A 17,165-nucleotide genomic window follows, 5' to 3' on the forward strand; every position below is an offset into this window, starting at 1 on the left:
GGAGCGAGCCTGCTCGCGAAAACCTCAAGACGCCTCGTACATCCTGAAAGCACGCGTCATCGTTCGCGTCCATCGCGAGCAGGCTCGCTCCTACAAATGAAAAGCCCCGCCTCCGTGAGGAGAGCGGGGCTTTTTTGATTCCAATGGCGAGCGGTTCAGGCTCGCCGGGAATCATCAGAAGCGGTAGGTCGCACCGACACCGAAACCGTTGGCGCTGTTTTCGTACTTGGCGCTGTAACTGTCTACCAGGTTGGAGCGATCCACCTTGACAGCTTCTTCCTTCAGGTAGGAGTAGGCGACGTCGATGGTCAGATCATCGGTGACGTTGTAGCCGGCGCCAAGGCTGAAGATTGTGCGGTCACCTGTAGGAATACGAGGGGATCGGTCGGTATTGTTGGTAGGCGACTGGTCAAAGCTCAGGCCGGTGCGCAATACCCACTGCTTATTCAGCTGGTAGGAGGTACCGATGGCGTAGGCCCAGGTATTGTGCCAGTTCTGCTCTTCCGTAATGGTGCCAAACAGGGCCGGAGACAATGCACCGCCTTGTGCTGCCGTTACGCCGTCGTTGTTGACGGTGATGTCTTTCAAACGGCTCCAGCGAGTCCAGGTGGAACCTGCATAAAGGGTCCACGCATCCGTCAGCTGTTGTGTCACGGAGAAGTCGACAGATTCAGGTGTTTCGATTTTCAGCGAAGCATCGTATCGATTGCTTTTCAGGAAGGCGGAAGGTGAATTTGCGCCTGCGGTGATATCGGTATGACCTTCAATCTTGTATTTCACTTTCGAGTGATAGGTCAGGCCGACACGAGTGGTGTCTGTTGCTTGTACCAGGACCCCGAAGTTGTAGCCAAGAGCGACATCATCCCCTTTGATTTTGACGTGGGTATCGCCAAAAAGAGGTACATCCGACTCCAGAGTGCCGCCAATGCGGTTGATGGTCGGGCCGAAACCAATCGATACTTTGTCGTTAAAGGCGTAGCTGACGGTAGGCTGGAAGGTGACAACCTTGACTTCACTCTTGCTGCCGAAACCGGCACCCTGGAAGCCATTTTCATAGTCGGTAATCAGACCAAAAGGTGCGTAGACACCGAGGCCGAATGCCCAGTGATCATCAATCGGCTTGACGTAATAGCCCATCGGAACGGCTGTGAATGGCACCATGTCGCCTTTGTTGGTACCCGGGTGGGCGCCTTGGGCGTCTTTGATATCAGTCGAGGCATCGATAGCTGCGATCCCGCCAGTGACTTCCTGGCGCTTGATTCGCGACATGCCGGCAGGGTTGCCAAAAACAGTGCTTGCATCATCAGCAGATGAAGAGCGTCCCGCAAAACCAGTCCCCATTCCACTGATGCTCTGTTCGTTGAGGGCAAAGCCACTTGCGAAAATCTGGGTGGATGCCATGGCAACGGCGAGGCTAAGGGTGGTTTTGAGCATTACTTTTTTCATTATTAGAACTCCTGGTGATCACCGGGGCGAAAATTACCAACATTTTCGTCCCGGCGCCATAGCCTGTATGGCTTGATTTAGAGCGGTTTTGTAGGACAATCCGACCAGATTCGCGGCGTGTTGCGCGATCTTTGGATCCAGGGGGGTCAGCAGGCTACCTGATTCAGCGGTGAAACACAGGTTTGCCAGGCGCAGGTGAAATCACGCAGACGTCCCTGGGGCTGAAATGTCTGGCGCCAGATTCTGGCCATACCCAACAAATCATCAGGGGCGGGGAGGGGGGTATTCTGTTCTTCCACCAGCAGCCAGGCGATGGCCGTGGCGTAACGCAGGTTGACGGTCAATTCGAGGTGCGGGCCACTCAGAAACGCATGCTGACTGGCCAGGCCGCGGACCAGGCTTGCACGCTCCGGATCAAGGGCCAGGTAATGGTCCCAAAGGGCTTGGTGGCGGGGCTCGGCGATGCGGTACAGGCCGTGCCCACGGCGGTCATGCAGGGCGGAACCAAGGGCGGACTGGCTGGCGGCAATGCCCAGCAGCAGGGATTCGGCAGTAGCGCTATGGCGTCCGAGGTAGATCAATGTCGGACGAATCACATAGCGGCACAGTTCGCTGGCAGCGATACCCATAAAACCCTCGAAACCTGAATTGGACGGCGATACCTGAAGGGGCTTGGCAGCAGTGAATCGACTCAGGCTCGCCGCAAGCGGGTCAAGCCGCTTGAGTTGAAGTGTAGTGTCATATTCGCGCTGTAAAGGTCTGTTTTTAAAATATTTCCAGCGACCAGTTATAACCGTTATATCGGATCGTGCTTAGTCGTGGTTCGAGGGGAGGGAAACATCGGGCAATAAAAAGCCCTGCTTTTCGGGCAGGGCTTTCGGGTTTCCAGCCTTTCTGGCGTTTCAGGCAACCAGTGCCTGACGGGTACGCTCGATCACGGCCTGCAGCGGCTCGGCGCTGGAGTATTGATCGGGGTACAGGCGTTCGCTGTGACGAGCGATACCGTGTTCGTTGACCAGAGTGAAGCTGAAGCAGCCTTTGCGAGCGGCCATGATCAGGCAGTTCATTGGTGCAAAAGCGTTGGTTAGGGTGCGAATGGCATCCTGAGTGTGGATTTGAGTAGACATTATTGGGTGTTCCTACAAATGACACGGATAAGAACCGTGCAACGTTAAAACGTTCCAGTAACGTCGATCACCATTGATCGAACGAAGAACCCGACTGGAACAAAGCAGCCAGTTTGAAGCGCTGATAAGTTGGCGCGCTTGGGCTGGCAGGTAGGTACTTAGGAGGGCAGGCAACACATCAAGGGCAAAGGTTCTGGGCCCGGGGTGAAGATCCTGATCAATTTGCAGGTTGGTTCGAGCAGAGTAAGCAGGCGGAGCAACACCCTTTGCTTTCGATTCAAAGGTTGTGTTGGCGCAAGATTTACCTGGAAACCATCGAGGTGGCCGATCCCGCTAGTTCGGTGGAGGCTTCCGTCGGGAAGGCTGACCGGGGGGATTTGTTCGACCAGAATTGACTTTCAGCTTGGTACTAACGCCGCGGATACTAACGGATTGAACTGGCCAAGGGAAGTGTGTTAGCGAAAACATTTTCCCGGCAGGTGCCTGATCGGGCTGTATTGGCAGGTATAAGGCTGCGTTGCCTCCGATTGATACGCCCTGTATCAGGACAAAATCCGACCACCGGTCATGGAGGTTTTTAGCAATGCAGCCGTCTAAACACCGGGTTTGCCAGGGCTTATCCCCAGGAACGAGTAAAAATGCGCCGAAAAAGTGCATTGATATAACCGTCGCAACGGCACTTGTGCACATTAGTTGCGCAGTCTGTCACCCTGCTGTCATCTCACGTTCAAGCGCAATGGCTGCCTGTAACCAAAATTTAAGTCAATGAAAAACATCGCTTTTTTTTACTGGTGAAAAAATCGTCAGTTTGACTGCGAGCCCCATTCCACAGGGCTTTGAGCCTGTTGAAGGACGGTTGTCCACTGAGTTATCCACAGCTTCTGTGGATTGTCCCGAGCGCTTGCTCTAGCACGGGCGTGCCGGGATATTTTCAGCTTTACCTGTAAGAAAAAGAGAGTAAAGTTGCGCGCCTTCCGATCTGCCCCACAGTACTTTATGAAGTTTCGCTCAGCCTCAGTTTCCTCTTCCTCCACACCACCCTCTGTTGCCCCTACCAAGCGCTTTTCCATGCGTGTGGCAGAGTGGCTGTTGGACAGTCCGCGCCTGGGCGAAAACCGTAACGTCAAACACATCGCCGGACGTTTGCTCAAGCAACCGGCCCGTGAAGGCGTGGTGGCTGCGCAAAGTCGTCTTGGCCAGTTGATGTGCCGGGAATGCGGGAATGCCCGGGACCGCCGGATCGGTCAGGACCTGCTGCGTCAAGCCGCTCGGGCGGGAGATCGCCGCGCTCAACAGGAACTGGGGTTGATCGAAGACTGAGCTGTCCAAGACCTGACACCTTGGTTAACCTTCAGGCTTTATCCGAATGGCAGGAGTGGCTATGGCGATGGACTTGACCAGCGTGTTGCTGGGGCTGGCAGCGGCTGCGTTGCCGTTGCTGGTATTGGCCTGGCAACTTCAGCGTCGGGCCGGTACCACGCTGGCAGACCTTGCGCTGCTGCAAGAACGCCTGGTCATGGCGCAACTGGCGCAGGACGGATTGAACGCACAGCTCGAATCCAGCCGCGATGAAGTCGCTGATCTGACCTTGGCCAACGCCGCCAAACAGGCCGATCTGGCTGCGCTGCGTCGTGAAGTCGAACTGCTGCAGATCGAGCGCGACGACGCCCGGGACGCTGCTCATGCGTGGAATATCGAACGCGCCGGCAAAGAAGCCGAATTGCGCCGTCTGGACGCCCAGGCCGCTTCGCTTAACGCCGAATTGCGCGAGCAACAGGACAGTCATCAGCAACGCCTCAACGACCTGCAAGGCTCGCGAGACGAACTGCGGGCGCAGTTCGCCGAACTGGCGGGAAAAATCTTCGATGAGCGCGAGCAGCGTTTTGCCGAAACCAGTCAGCAGCGTCTTGGGCAGTTGCTCGATCCACTCAAGGAACGCATCCAGTCCTTCGAAAAACGTGTCGAGGAAAGCTATCAGAACGAGGCTCGTGAGCGTTTCTCCCTGGCCAAGGAGCTGGAGCGCCTGCAACAGCTCAATTTGCGGCTGAGCGACGAAGCCACCAATCTGACCCGTGCCTTGAAAGGGCAGAAGACCCAGGGCAATTGGGGCGAGCTGATTCTTGAACGCGTGCTCGAGCACGCGGGGCTGGAGAAGGGGCGCGAGTACCAGACTCAGGTCAATCTCAAGGGACCGGACGGCGAGCGCTTCCAGCCGGACGTGATCATTTATCTGCCGGGCGACAAGCAGGTGGTGGTCGACTCCAAGGTCAGCCTGACCGCCTATCAGCAATACGTCGCGGCTGAGGACGAGGCCATTGGCCAGATTGCCATCAAGCAGCACGTGCTGTCGTTGCGCAATCACGTCAAAGGCTTGGCCGGCAAGGATTACAAACGCCTCGATGGCTTGCACAGTCTGGATTTCGTGTTGCTCTTCGTGCCGATCGAGGCGGCGTTTTCTGCCGCGTTGCAGGCTGAGCCAACACTGTTTCAGGAGGCATTCGATCGCAACATCGTGATCGTCAGCCCAACCACTTTGCTGGCGACCCTGCGCGTCATCGACAGCCTGTGGAAGCAAGAGCGCCAGAGCCAGAATGCCCGGGAAATCGCCGAACGGGCCGGGTGGCTGTACGACAAGTTCGTGCTGTTCATCCAGGACCTGGATGAAGTCGGCAATCGTCTGCAGCAACTGGACAAGGCCTACAGCTCGGCACGCAACAAGCTGACAGAGGGCCGTGGCAACCTGGTCAGTCGCAGTGAACAACTCAAGCTGCTGGGCGCGCGGGCGAGCAAGAGCCTGCCGGCGGATTTGCTGGAGCGGGCGATGACCGATGTGGACGGGTTGGTCGAGTTGCCGGAGTAGCTTCCAATCAAAAGCTTAGCGGGTAAGCCCGCTCCCACAGGAATCAGTGAAGTTCACAGTTTTTGTGCTTCGCCACAATCCTCTGTGGGAGCGGGCTTGCCCGCGAAGGCGTCAGATGCAGCACTACCAGCCAGAATGACTATAACGGCAAATACCGGCTCAACAACGCGCGCAACGCCGCCGGTTTCACCGGTTTGGCAAGGTAATCCAATCCCGCGGCATGCACCTGGTCGACCGTCTCCGGCCGGCCATCGGCGCTGATCACCACCCCTGGAACCGGCTCGCCCATTTGCGTGCGCAACCAGGCCATCAAATCGGTTCCGGTCTCGCCATTATCGAGGTGGTAATCCACCAGGGTCAATTGCGGGCGTATACCTTCGGCCAGCAGCGTTGCACACTCCTCGCGATTGCGCGCGGTCCAGACCTGGCAACCCCAGCGACTGAGCAAGCTGTTCATGCCGATCAGAATGCTGTCCTCATTATCGATGCACAACACCTGCGCACCGTTGAGCAATTTGCCATTGAGCTCAGCGACTTTGACCGGCGCTGCGGTTTGCGCCCGGGCCAGCGGCACGCTGACGCTGAACACGCTACCGCGTCCCGGCCAGGAGCGGACGCGCAGGGTATGACCGAGTACGCGACACAAGCCGTCGGCAATCGCCAGACCCAGCCCCAAGCCTTTCTTGGCACGTGTCTGATGGCTGTCGAGGCGTTTGAATTCTTCGAAAATTACCTGCTGCTTGTCTTCCGGAATGCCCGGCCCGCGGTCCCAGACTTCCAGGCACAGCTCACCCTTGCATCGACGTACACCCAGCAGTACCGGGCCTTTGGCGTAGCGGAAGGCGTTGGTCAGGAAGTTTTGCAAGATCCGCCGCAACAGTTTGATGTCGCTGTCGATGCGCAGCTTGCTGCCCCGGACGCGGAACTCCAGCCCTTGTTCCCGGGCCAGAGCCTTGAATTCGGCGCCGAGGGTGTCGAACAATTCATTTAGCGCGAACGGTTTGGCATCCGGGTTGATCTTGCCGTTTTCCAGGCGGGAAATATCCAGCAAGTCACTGATCAGGTCCTCAGCTGAGCGCAGTGAGCTGTCCAGATGCTGCACCAGTTTTTGCGCCTCGTCGGACAAGCCCTCGTCCTGATGGGTCAGGGCTGCGGAGAACAGTCGAGCAGCGTTCAACGGTTGCATCAAGTCGTGGCTGACGGCCGCCAGGAAACGGGTTTTCGACTGGTTGGCCGCTTCGGCGGTGCCCTTGGCTTCGGTCAGGGCCACGTTGAGCTGCGAAAGTTCACGGGTACGTTCCGCCACCCGCTGTTCCAGGCCCTCGTTAGCTTCGGTCAGCGCGTATTCGGCTTCGCGGAACGGGGTGATGTCGGTGAAACTCATGACGAAGCCGCCGCCCGGCATCGGATTGCCGATCAATTCGATCACCCGGCCGTTGGGGAACAAGCGCTCGGAGGTATGGGCCCGGCCCTGACGCATCCAGTGCAGGCGACGGGCGACGTGCACTTCGGCTTCACCGGGGCCGCACAGGCCACGCTCGGCGTTGTAGCGGATGATGTCGGCAATCGGCCGACCGACGCTGATCAAGCCATCCGGGTAGTTGAACAGCTCCAGATAGCGACGGTTCCAGGCCACCAGTTTCAGCGATTGGTCGACCACGCTGATGCCCTGGGTGATGTTCTCGATGGCGCCTTGCAGCAATGCACGGTTGAATTGCAGCACCTCCGAGGCTTCGTCGGCGATGCGTACGACGTCCTCCAGTTGCATCTCCCGACCTTCGATGGCGGCTTTTACTACTGCGCGGGTCGAAGAGGCACCGAGCACACCGGCCAGCAGGCGTTCGGTATGGGCGATCCATTCACCGTCGGCGTTCTGGTTCGGGTTGAAGCCTTTGCCCTGGCGATAGGCAAAACGGATGAAGCTCTGACGGGCGCGTTCTTCGCCGACGAAGCGAGCCGCCAGTTGCAGCAGGTCGTCGATCTGTACGGCCAGCATCGAGCGTGCGCTAGGGCGGGCGCTGATTTCCTGGCCAATGAAGCGGCCTGCCTGCCAGTGCTCGGAAACCCGGGTGCGGGACAGCACCGAGACCCAGGCGAACAGCGTGAAGTTGCCTGCCAGCGACAGCACCACGCCTTGAGTCAGCGGGGTGATTGGCAAGTTCAGTGGATTGCTGTGCAACCAGGCCAGACCTGGGAATGTACTCAAGGACAGGCCGAGGCTGAGGGCGGCAATCGGCAGGATCAAGGTGTAGAACCACAGGAACGTGCCCGCGGCGAGACCAGCGAAAACGCCTCGGCGGTTGGCCTGTTTCCAGTACAGCGCACCGAGCATGGCGGGGGCCAGTTGGGTCACGGCGGCGAAGGCGATCTGGCCAATGGTCGCCAGGCTGGCGGTCGAGCCCAGCAGGCGGTAACTGACGTAGGCCAGCAGCAGAATGACCACGATGCTGACGCGGCGCACCGACAACATCCACTGGCGGAACACTTCGAACGGGCGCTCGGCGTTATTGCGACGCAGCAGCCACGGCAGCAGCATGTCGTTGGACACCATGGTCGACAGTGCCACGCTGGCCACGATCACCATGCCGGTGGCCGCCGATGCGCCACCGATAAACGCCAGCAGGGCCAACGCCGGATGCGCCTGGGCCAGGGGCAGGCTGATGACGAACGAGTCCGGCAATACCGAGCTGGGCAGCAGCATCTGGCCGGCCAACGCGATCGGCACGACAAACAATGCCGCGAGGGCGAGGTAGGTTGGAAATACCCATTTGGCCAGGCGCAGGTCCTGGGGCTCGATGTTCTCGACAACGGTCACGTGGAACTGCCGCGGCAAGCAAATGATCGCCATCATCGCCACACCGGTCTGCACCACCATCGACGGCCAGTTGATGGTTTCCTTCCAGTACTGTTCGAGGCGCGGCGCCAGCATGGCCTGGTCGAACAGGTCGTCGAAACCATCGTACAGGCCGTAGGTCACGAAGGCGCCGACGGCGAGAAACGCGAACAGCTTGACCAATGATTCGAAGGCAATGGCCAATACCATGCCGCGGTGGTGCTCCGTGGCGTCGAGGTTGCGGGTACCGAAGACAATGGTGAACAGCGCCAATACCAGCGACACAATCAGTGCAGTGTCCTGGGCGCGGGTGCCCATGGCATCGGCACCGGCGCCGATCAGCAGGTTCACGCCGAGCACAATGCCCTTGAGCTGCAGCGCGATGTAGGGCAACACGCCGACCAGGCAAATCAGCGCCACCACCACCGCCAGCGACTGGGATTTGCCATAGCGCGCGGCGATAAAGTCGGCGATCGAGGTGATGTTCTCCTGTTTGCTGATCATCACCATTTTCTGCAGGACCCACGGTGCGCCGACCAGCAACAGGATCGGCCCGAGGTAGATTGGCAGGAACGACCATAGCTGTTCGGCGGCCTGGCCCACGGCGCCGAAGAAGGTCCAACTGGTGCAATAGACCGCCAGCGACAGGCTGTACACCCAGGCTCGCATGCGCGGCGGCAAGGGCGCGCTGCGACGGTCGCCATAGAAGGCGATGGCGAACATGATGGCCATATAGGCCAGGGCAACGGCGGCGATCAGCCCGGTGGACAGCGACATGGGGACTCCAGACAAAAGACACCCGGACCTCCCGCCCGGACAGACAGTCTCGCACGACCGCCAGTGTTAGTCAGTGTCGACCAAGGTCGTGGCGTGGCGGGGTGTCGCAGGGGGCCGGCCTTTGAAATTCGGGTGTCTGGACAGGCCTCTTCGCGAGCAAGCCCGCTCCCACATTCGAGCGGTTTCTTTCAGGAAAAACGCGATCAACTGTGGGAGCGGGCTTGCTCGCGAATAGCGGTATTACGCAATCAACGCAATCTCGATCAACCGATGCAGCTCCTCAACCTCCAGCGCGGCCTCGGAAAACAGAATGCGGAAAACGATGGGTGCGGCGATCAGGTTGATCAGCCGATCGGCACCCGGTACGGGCTCGTTGGGAAAGCGGTCGAGGATCGTCTGCAACTGTCCGCCAATGATCGTCGCGCAGTAACTTGGCTTGAGAGCCGCCTGTACGTCGCGCAGCATATTGCGACCAGGTTCGGAGCTCATTTCGTCCAGGTACTGTTCCGCCCAGGCTCGAATATCGCCGCGCAGGCTGCCGGTGTGGGTGGGGTCGTTGTCGGGCTGCATGCGGGCGAGGGCGACGTCGGCCAGCAGCGCCGACAAATAACCCCAGCGACGATAGATGGTCGAGGGTGTAACTCCTGCGCGCGCAGCAATTTGCGGCACGGTCAGACTGGCGCGGTCCTGCTCCTCGAGGAGTTGACGCACGGCCGAATGAATCGATTCTTGTACCCGCGCGCTGCGTCCGCCCGGGCGTAAGGTGGGAGCTGTCATCCTGGGTTTCCTGTAAAAGCCATACCTCGGACCTTAACACAAAGAATTTGCTTTAAGAGGGAGGCAGTAGCACACTCCGCAAAAGCAAATATTTAGCTTTTGCGGAGTAGGTCCATGCCCAGTTCTCATTCAAATCGTGCCAGCCTCTGGTTTCTGGCAATTACCTTGCTCAGTTTCCTGGCGGCCTCCACCGCGCCGACGCCGCTGTATCACCTGTATCAGGAGCAGATGCAGTTTTCGGCCGCGACTTTGACCCTGATTTTTGCCGTCTACGCCCTCAGTCTGTTGGCGGCGTTGCTGACCGTCGGTTCGTTATCGGATTACCTGGGGCGTAAACCGGTGATTTTCACGGCGGTGGTGCTGAATATCCTGGCGATGCTGCTGTTTATCCACGCCGACAGCGTCACCTGGCTGATCAGTGCCCGAGTCCTGCAAGGTTTTGCCACAGGCATGGCTACCGCGGTGCTGGGCGCAACGCTACTGGATACCGACCGCGAACGGGGGCCGCTGGTCAATAGCGTTGCACCGTTGACCGGTATGGCCATTGGCGGGTTGGGCTGCGGTGCGTTAGCCGAGTTCGCCCCGGCGCCGTTGCACCTGACGTTCTGGCTGCTGCTGGCTTTGTTTGTGATGCAGGCGTTGTATGTCTGGCGCTTGCCGGAAAGCGTCTCGCGGCAGGCTGGGGTTTGGGCCTCTTTGCGACCGACTCTGCATGTGCCGCTGCAAGCACGCTCCACTTTGTGGCGGGTGCTGCCGCTCAATACTGCCCTGTGGGCCCTCGGCGGTTTCTACGCTTCCCTGGCGCCTTCGTTGGTGCGCACGGCCACGGGCTCGACCTCGAACATGATTGGCGGGGCGACCGTTGCCGCATTGACATTGACCGGTGCGCTGATGATTTACAGCATGCGCAACCGACCCGCCGGCAAGGCGTTGTTATTGGGCGCCAGCATGATGCCAACGGGTGTCGTGCTGATTTTGCTGGGTGTGCACAGTGCCAGCTTGCCGCTGTTCTTCCTTGGCACCCTGATCGCAGGGTGTGGTTTCGGCTCCGGTTTTCTTGGCACCTTGCGCAGTCTGGTGCCGCTGGCCTTGCCCCATGAGCGTGCCGGGCTGGTATCGGCGTATTACGCGCTCAGCTATCTCGCCTTCTGCCTGCCATCGCTGCTGGCGGGGAACCTGAGCCGAACCCTCGGTTTGGTGGCGACCATCGATGGTTATGGCACGGTGTTGATACTTCTGGCCCTTGGCGCTTTGGCAGGTTTGATGCGCCCGCGTTCGGGCAGGGCATGTGAGGCCAGCTCATGACACTGCGTCAAGGGCGTGCTGATTAAATATCTATGCAATAGATAACATATAGAGATATTACCCGTTATATAGATATTCGATTCGGATCTAACATGGGCTCTACCTCACGAGAGGACAGGAGTTCGCCATGACATGCGCCAACAGCATCAAGCCCGGAATCAAACCTTTCAGTCACCTGCAGCACTCACGCGAGGTGATCCGCCAGTTCACCCCCAACTGGTTTGCGGCCACCATGGGCACGGGCGTGCTGGCGTTGGCACTGGCGCAATTGCCGGTCGCCATGCCCGCCTTGCACGCCTTTGCCGAAGCCCTATGGCTGTTCAACATCGCGTTGTTTCTGCTGTTTACGGCGCTGTACGCCGCGCGTTGGGTACTGTTTTTCGACGAGGCGCGGCGGATTTTCGGCCATTCCACGGTTTCGATGTTTTTCGGCACCATCCCTATGGGTCTGGCGACCATCATCAATGGCTTCCTGGTCTTCGGCCTGCCGCGCTGGGGCGAAGGGGTGATTTCGCTCGCCGAGGTGCTGTGGTGGCTGGATGTGGCCATGTCGCTGGCCTGCGGCGTGCTGATTCCCTACATGATGTTCACCCGTCAGGAGCACAGCATCGACCAGATGACCGCCGTCTGGCTGTTGCCGGTGGTCGCGGCGGAAGTCGCGGCCGCCAGCGGTGGTCTGTTGGCACCGCATTTGGCCGACGCTCATTCGCAACTGGTGGTGCTGGTGACGAGCTACGTGCTCTGGGCCTTTTCCCTGCCGGTGGCCTTCAGCATCCTGACCATTCTGTTGCTGCGCATGGCCTTACATAAACTGCCCCACGAAAACATGGCCGCCTCGAGCTGGCTGGCCCTTGGCCCGATCGGCACCGGTGCGCTGGGAATGCTGGTGCTGGGCGGCGATGCACCGCTGATCTTCTCCGCCAATGGTCTGCCGGGAGTCGGTGAAATTGCGGCAGGATTGGGGCTGGTGGCCGGCATCACTCTGTGGGGTTTCGGCTTGTGGTGGATGCTGATGGCGCTGCTGATTACCGTGCGCTACTTGCGTGCCGGCATTCCCTTCAATCTCGGCTGGTGGGGCTTCACCTTCCCGTTGGGCGTCTATTCTCTGGCGACGTTGAAACTGGCCAGCACCTTGAACCTGACGTTTTTCAGTGTGTTTGGCTGTGTGCTGGTGGCGTTGCTGGCCGTGATGTGGCTGATCGTCGGCAAGCGCACGGTGCTGGGGGCCTGGCGGGGCGAGCTGTTTGTCTCGCCGTGCATTGCCGGATTAAAGAAATAACCGGCAAAGATTAGGTAAGGTGTGGCCTGGATCGACGTTCGATACTCCAATAACAGTATCCAGACCACTCTCTACCCACATCAGGGACACATGGAAGATGAGTCACCCCTCACAGTTCACCTTGTTGCGCACCCGGCGCTTCCTGCCGTTCTTCATTACCCAGTCCCTCGGGGCGTTCAACGACAATGTGTTCAAGCAGTCGTTGATCCTGGCCATTTTGTACAAGCTGACCATTGAGGGCGACCGCTCTATCTGGGTCAACCTGTGTGCGTTGCTGTTCATCCTGCCGTTTTTCCTGTTCTCGGCACTGGCCGGGCAATTCGGGGAAAAGTTCGCCAAGGATGCGCTGATCCGTCTGATCAAGCTTGGTGAAATCGCCATCATGGCGGTCGGAGCGATCGGCTTCCTGTTCGATCACTTGTCGCTGATGCTGGTGGCGCTGTTCGCCATGGGCACTCACTCGGCGCTGTTCGGGCCAGTGAAATATTCGATCCTGCCGCAAGCCCTGCATGAAGATGAGCTGGTGGGTGGCAACGGCCTGGTGGAAATGGGCACCTTCCTGGCGATCCTTGCCGGCACCATTGGTGCCGGGGTCATGATGTCTTCGGCGCATTACGCGCCGGTAGTGTCCACAGCGATCATCGGCATTGCCGTGCTCGGTTACCTGGCCAGCCGCAGCATTCCCCGCGCTGCGGCCGCCGCACCACAAATGCGCCTGAACTGGAACATCTTCAGCCAGTCCTGGGCCACGTTGAAACTCGGTCTGGGGCAAACACCGGCGGTGTCACGCTCGATTGTCGGCAACTCGTGGTTCTGGTTTGTCGGGGCGATTTATCTGACGCAGATCCCGGCCTATGCCAAGGAGTGGATGCACGGCGACGAAACCGTGGTGACGCTGATTCTGACGGTGTTCTCGGTCGGTATCGCATTGGGTTCGATGCTTTGCGAGAAATTGTCCGGGCGCAAGGTCGAGATCGGTTTGGTGCCGTTCGGTTCGTTCGGCCTGACCGTTTTCGGTTTGCTGTTGTGGTGGCATTCCGGTGGGATTCCGGACAGCGCCGCCGGCCATGGCTGGATCGAAATCCTCGGTTTTGGCCACACCTGGCTGGTGTTGCTCGACATTCTCGGCCTGGGGATCTTCGGTGGTTTCTACATTGTGCCGCTGTATGCGCTGATCCAGTCACGTACGGCGGAAAACGAACGGGCGCGGGTGATTGCCGCCAACAACATCCTCAACGCGTTGTTCATGGTGGTGTCGGCGATTGTCTCGATCGTCTTGTTGAGCATGGCCAAACTGTCGATTCCGCAGCTGTTCCTGGTGGTCTCGTTGCTGAACATCGGCGTCAACGCCTACATCTTCAAGATCGTCCCCGAGTTCAGCATGCGCTTCATGATCTGGCTGCTCAGCCATTCCATGTATCGCGTCGAGCACCGCAATCTGGATTTGATCCCCGATGAAGGCGCGGCGTTGCTGGTGTGCAACCACGTGTCGTTCGTCGATGCCTTGTTGATAGGCGGCGCGGTGCGTCGGCCAATTCGCTTTGTGATGTACTACAAAATCTACAATCTGCCGGTGCTGAACTTCATCTTCCGTACCGCTGGGACGATTCCTATCGCGGGGCGTCATGAAGACATCCAGATCTACGAAAAGGCCTTCACGCGCATTGCCCGGTATCTGAAGGACGGAGAGCTGGTGTGCATCTTCCCCGAGGGGAAATTGACCGCCGATGGCGAGATCAATGAGTTCAAGGGCGGGTTGACGCGGATTCTCGAAGAGACACCGGTGCCGGTGATTCCATTGGCCTTGCAGGGGTTGTGGGGGAGCTTCTTCAGCCGCGATCCGGGCAAGGGGCTGTTTCATCGCCTGTGGTCGCGGGTGACGTTGGTGGCGGGGCCGGCGGTGGCGGTTGAAGTGGCGGAGCCGGCGAAGTTGCAGGCGTTGGTGGGGAATTTGCGGGGTGCTGTCAGATAGTCCGTGACCGTGCTGGCCTCTTCGCGAGCAAGCCCGCTCCCACATTGGAATGCAATCCTACTGTGGGAGCGGGCTTGCTCGCGAAGGCAGTTGTAGCCTAAGCGCTGACCTTAAGCCCGACCAACCCGCTAATGATCAACGCCACACTCGCCAGCCTCACCAGCGCCATCGACTCGCCAAACAGAATGATCCCGGCGATCACCGTGCCAACGGCGCCGACACCGGTCCAGATCGCATAGGCCGTACCCAGCGGCAATTCCTTCATTGCAAGGCCGAGCAAGCCGAGGCTGATAGCCATGGCCACAATGGTCAATACAGTGGGGAGCGGGCGGGTGAAGCCGTCGGTGTACTTGAGGCCGACGGCCCAGCCCACTTCGAACAGGCCGGCGAAAAACAGAATGATCCAGGACATGAAAGACCTCCATCGTCTGACGGGGTCGTCCCCAGATTAATGACTCGATCGAGCCGCGAGGTCGTCCTCGCGATGGGCAATATTTTGCCCAGCATTAACCCGGGGATCAAGTTTTCAAGTCAGTCACTGACCTGTTGCGCCGCTATTTCCCGATCCTGCTTTTCACTCATGCGGCGGAAATACGTGGAGAGCAATGCCCCGGAAATATTGTGCCAGACACTGAACAATGCACTTGGCACTGCCGCTAGTGGCGAGAAGTGCGCACTCGCCAACGCGGCACCCAATCCGGAGTTCTGCATGCCGACTTCCAGGGCCAGGGACTTGCGCTGGGCCAGAGGCAGCTTGAACAGGTGTCCGGTGAAGTAACCCAGCAGGTAGCCAAAGCTGTTGTGCAGCATGACCACGGCCATGATCAACAGGCCGGACTCGGCAATCTTCGCCTGACTGGCGGCCACCACAGCGGTGACGATAATCACGATGCTGACTACCGACACCAGCGGTAAAGCGTCCACCGCATGACGGACCTTGTTGCCGAGCAACCGTTGGGCAACCACCCCCAGCACGATCGGCAGCAGCACCACTTGCAGGATCGACCAGAACAACTCCATGAATGACACCGGCAACCAGGCCGAGGCCAGCATCCAGATCAGCGCCGGCGTCAGCAGCGGGGCGAGGAGGGTGGTGACGGCAGCGATGGCCACCGACAGCGCCAGATCGCCACGGGCCAGCCAGGTCATCACATTCGATGACGTGCCGCTAGGGCAGCAGCCGACCAGAATCACGCCGACGGCGATTTCCGGCGGTAAGTGGAACGCCTGGCAGAGCAACCACGCCATTCCCGGCATAATCACGAAATGGGCAACCACGCCCAAGGCCACCCGCCATGGATGGCGAGCGACTTCGGCGAAGTCTTCGAGTTTGAGGGTCAGGCCCATGCCGAACATCACCAGCCCGAGCAAGGGCACGATGGCGCCTTTGAGGCCGAGGAACCACGCTGGCTGCAGAAACGCCACGACAGCGAAAATCAGCACCCAGTAAGCGAAGGTGTTACCGACAAAACGACTCAATGCAGCCAGTGCGCGCATGGCCTGATCCTTGTTATGAGAACTACACGGTTTCTGTAGGAGCTGGCTTGCCAGCGAAGAGGCCCTCAAGTCATGCGCAAGGCATTACAGCGCCTTCGCTGGCAAGCCAGCTCCTACATGGGATTCCGCGCTTTGATTTAGATCCCCTGCGGAGTCTCTTCACCACCCAGCGCTTCAACCAGCGCCGGCAGGAAGTCGCCGAAGGTCAGCATCATCAGGGTGAAACTGGCATCCAGTTGGCCCAGTGCTTCGTCGCCGCCATCCTGTTCCGCCTGGTCTTGCAACAGGTCTTCGAACTTCAGGCGCTTGACCACCATCTTGTCGTCGAGGACGAACGACAGTTTGTCCTGCCAGGCCAGGGACAGTTGAGTGACCACTTTTCCGGTGCTCAGGTGCAACTGGATTTCTTCGCTGGTCAGGTCCTGGCGCTTGCAGCGCACAATGCCGCCGTCCTCGTGGGTGTCGCGCAGTTCGCACTCGTCCAGCACAAAGAAATCGTCCGCGGCTTTCTGCGTGGTGACCCACTCGGTCATGGTCGCGGTCGGGGACATTTTTACCGTCAGTGGGCGCACCGGCAGGGTGCCGATCACTTCGCGCAAAGTCGACAGCAAGTCTTCGGCGCGTTTCGGGCTGGCCGAGTTGACCAGGATCAGGCCCTGTTTCGGCGCGATGGCGGCGAAGGTCGATGAACGGCGGATAAAGGCGCGAGGCAGGAAGGCCTGGATGATTTCATCCTTGATCTGATCCCGTTCCTTCTTATAGACCTTGCGCATTTGCTCGGCTTCGATCTCTTCGACCTTTTCCTTGACCGCATCACGCACGACGCTGCCCGGCAAAATACGTTCTTCCTTGCGGGCGGACACCAGCAAGAAATCACCGCTGACGTGCACCAGCGGTGCATCTTCGCCTTTGCCGAATGGCGCGACGAAACCGTAGGTGGTCAACTCCTGGCTTGCACATGGACGCGCCAGTTTGGTGGCCAGTGCAGTTTCCAACGCCTCGGCATCAACAGGCAGATCTTGGGTCAGGCGATAGATAAGCAGGTTTTTGAACCACATGGGGTGAGTCTCTCCTTTATACAAAGGGGGGCATTATTGTCTTCGCCGTGCCATAGGCCAACCTTTCTCTAAGCCTTTGGAAGGCCTGAGAAAATTATTTTAAAAAGTGCTTGCCAGAGGTTGGGTCGCTCCGTAGAATGCGCGCCACACCGAAGCGAAGGGTGATTAGCTCAGCTGGGAGAGCGTCTGCCTTACAAGCAGAATGTCGGCGGTTCGATCCCGTCATCACCCACC

At 59.0% G+C, this 17,165-nt stretch carries 13 protein-coding genes and 1 tRNA gene; 6 read left to right on the forward strand and 8 right to left on the reverse strand.

Annotated elements, in window-relative coordinates:
- Positions 1–174 precede the first annotated feature (174 nt).
- The 3 genes from AC07XF_RS24525 to AC07XF_RS24535 all read right to left on the reverse strand — a co-directional run bounded on the left by AC07XF_RS24525 (position 175) and on the right by AC07XF_RS24535 (position 2,573).
- A complete protein-coding gene (locus tag AC07XF_RS24525; protein ID WP_495028541.1) occupies positions 175–1,446 on the reverse strand; it encodes an OmpP1/FadL family transporter in 1,272 nt (423 codons plus the stop codon).
- A 146-nt stretch (positions 1,447–1,592) separates the two neighbouring features.
- The gene (locus AC07XF_RS24530; protein ID WP_007984504.1) at positions 1,593–2,075 is read right to left on the reverse strand and encodes a hypothetical protein; all 483 of its coding nucleotides are present in this window, start codon (positions 2,073–2,075) and stop codon (positions 1,593–1,595) included.
- 273 nt (positions 2,076–2,348) lie between these two features.
- On the reverse strand, positions 2,349–2,573 hold the full coding sequence (locus AC07XF_RS24535) for a hypothetical protein (RefSeq protein ID WP_007898912.1): 225 nt from the start codon (positions 2,571–2,573) through the stop codon (positions 2,349–2,351).
- Between the two features lie 996 nt (positions 2,574–3,569).
- On the opposite strand from AC07XF_RS24535, the gene AC07XF_RS24540 reads away from it, so the two are divergent.
- The gene (locus AC07XF_RS24540; RefSeq protein ID WP_495028542.1) at positions 3,570–3,893 is read left to right on the forward strand and encodes a sel1 repeat family protein; all 324 of its coding nucleotides are present in this window, start codon (positions 3,570–3,572) and stop codon (positions 3,891–3,893) included.
- Between the two features lie 175 nt (positions 3,894–4,068).
- Complete coding sequence (locus AC07XF_RS24545) at positions 4,069–5,433, forward strand: DNA recombination protein RmuC (RefSeq protein ID WP_495028550.1); 1,365 nt, start codon at positions 4,069–4,071, stop codon at positions 5,431–5,433.
- 139 nt (positions 5,434–5,572) lie between these two features.
- Here AC07XF_RS24545 and AC07XF_RS24550 read toward each other — a convergent pair whose 3' ends face one another.
- Positions 5,573–9,043, reverse strand: coding sequence for a hybrid sensor histidine kinase/response regulator (locus AC07XF_RS24550; protein WP_495028543.1), 3,471 nt, complete (start codon positions 9,041–9,043; stop codon positions 5,573–5,575).
- 240 nt (positions 9,044–9,283) lie between these two features.
- Positions 9,284–9,820, reverse strand: a complete 537-nt coding sequence (locus AC07XF_RS24555) for a TetR/AcrR family transcriptional regulator (protein WP_495028544.1) — start codon at positions 9,818–9,820, stop codon at positions 9,284–9,286.
- 114 nt (positions 9,821–9,934) lie between these two features.
- Here AC07XF_RS24555 and AC07XF_RS24560 point away from each other — a divergent pair, with 114 nt between their 5' ends.
- From AC07XF_RS24560 to AC07XF_RS24570, 3 genes are all read left to right on the forward strand, one after another.
- The gene (locus AC07XF_RS24560; RefSeq protein ID WP_495028545.1) at positions 9,935–11,125 is read left to right on the forward strand and encodes an MFS transporter; all 1,191 of its coding nucleotides are present in this window, start codon (positions 9,935–9,937) and stop codon (positions 11,123–11,125) included.
- A gap of 127 nt (positions 11,126–11,252) precedes the next feature.
- Positions 11,253–12,404 (forward strand): TDT family transporter, encoded by a 1,152-nt coding sequence (locus AC07XF_RS24565; RefSeq protein ID WP_495028546.1) that lies wholly within the window; start codon positions 11,253–11,255, stop codon positions 12,402–12,404.
- 97 nt (positions 12,405–12,501) lie between these two features.
- Positions 12,502–14,376 carry an MFS transporter gene (locus AC07XF_RS24570; RefSeq protein WP_495028547.1) on the forward strand — a complete coding sequence of 625 codons (1,875 nt, stop codon included), beginning with the start codon at positions 12,502–12,504 and terminating at the stop codon, positions 14,374–14,376.
- Positions 14,377–14,473: 97 nt separating this feature from the next.
- Here AC07XF_RS24570 and sugE read toward each other — a convergent pair whose 3' ends face one another.
- The 3 genes from sugE to rdgC all read right to left on the reverse strand — a co-directional run bounded on the left by sugE (position 14,474) and on the right by rdgC (position 16,931).
- On the reverse strand, positions 14,474–14,788 hold the full coding sequence (gene sugE / locus AC07XF_RS24575) for a quaternary ammonium compound efflux SMR transporter SugE (protein ID WP_495028548.1): 315 nt from the start codon (positions 14,786–14,788) through the stop codon (positions 14,474–14,476).
- Between the two features lie 119 nt (positions 14,789–14,907).
- A complete protein-coding gene (locus AC07XF_RS24580) occupies positions 14,908–15,873 on the reverse strand; it encodes a bile acid:sodium symporter family protein (protein WP_495028549.1) in 966 nt (321 codons plus the stop codon).
- Positions 15,874–16,010: 137 nt separating this feature from the next.
- Positions 16,011–16,931: a recombination-associated protein RdgC gene (gene rdgC / locus AC07XF_RS24585; RefSeq protein ID WP_007969735.1), complete on the reverse strand. Its 921-nt coding sequence runs from the start codon at positions 16,929–16,931 to the stop codon at positions 16,011–16,013.
- 159 nt (positions 16,932–17,090) lie between these two features.
- Between rdgC and AC07XF_RS24590 the strand changes: the two genes are divergently transcribed.
- Positions 17,091–17,163: transfer RNA gene (locus tag AC07XF_RS24590), tRNA-Val, on the forward strand.
- Positions 17,164–17,165: the final 2 nt, after the last annotated feature.

It is taken from the genome of Pseudomonas sp. GW821-FHT01C01, assembly GCF_059422645.1.

Excerpts from the sequence above, each read along its gene's own strand:
- AC07XF_RS24525 (WP_495028541.1), bottom strand. The coding sequence starts at position 1,446 with ATGAAAAAAGTAATGCTCAAAACCACCCTTAGCCTCGCCGTTGCCATG.
- AC07XF_RS24530 (WP_007984504.1), bottom strand. The coding sequence starts at position 2,075 with ATGGGTATCGCTGCCAGCGAACTGTGCCGCTATGTGATTCGTCCGACA.
- AC07XF_RS24535 (WP_007898912.1), bottom strand. The coding sequence starts at position 2,573 with ATGTCTACTCAAATCCACACTCAGGATGCCATTCGCACCCTAACCAAC.
- AC07XF_RS24540 (WP_495028542.1), top strand. The coding sequence starts at position 3,570 with ATGAAGTTTCGCTCAGCCTCAGTTTCCTCTTCCTCCACACCACCCTCT.
- AC07XF_RS24550 (WP_495028543.1), bottom strand. The coding sequence starts at position 9,043 with ATGTCGCTGTCCACCGGGCTGATCGCCGCCGTTGCCCTGGCCTATATG.
- AC07XF_RS24555 (WP_495028544.1), bottom strand. The coding sequence starts at position 9,820 with ATGACAGCTCCCACCTTACGCCCGGGCGGACGCAGCGCGCGGGTACAA.
- AC07XF_RS24560 (WP_495028545.1), top strand. The coding sequence starts at position 9,935 with ATGCCCAGTTCTCATTCAAATCGTGCCAGCCTCTGGTTTCTGGCAATT.
- AC07XF_RS24565 (WP_495028546.1), top strand. The coding sequence starts at position 11,253 with ATGACATGCGCCAACAGCATCAAGCCCGGAATCAAACCTTTCAGTCAC.
- AC07XF_RS24570 (WP_495028547.1), top strand. The coding sequence starts at position 12,502 with ATGAGTCACCCCTCACAGTTCACCTTGTTGCGCACCCGGCGCTTCCTG.
- sugE (WP_495028548.1), bottom strand. The coding sequence starts at position 14,788 with ATGTCCTGGATCATTCTGTTTTTCGCCGGCCTGTTCGAAGTGGGCTGG.
- AC07XF_RS24580 (WP_495028549.1), bottom strand. The coding sequence starts at position 15,873 with ATGCGCGCACTGGCTGCATTGAGTCGTTTTGTCGGTAACACCTTCGCT.
- rdgC (WP_007969735.1), bottom strand. The coding sequence starts at position 16,931 with ATGTGGTTCAAAAACCTGCTTATCTATCGCCTGACCCAAGATCTGCCT.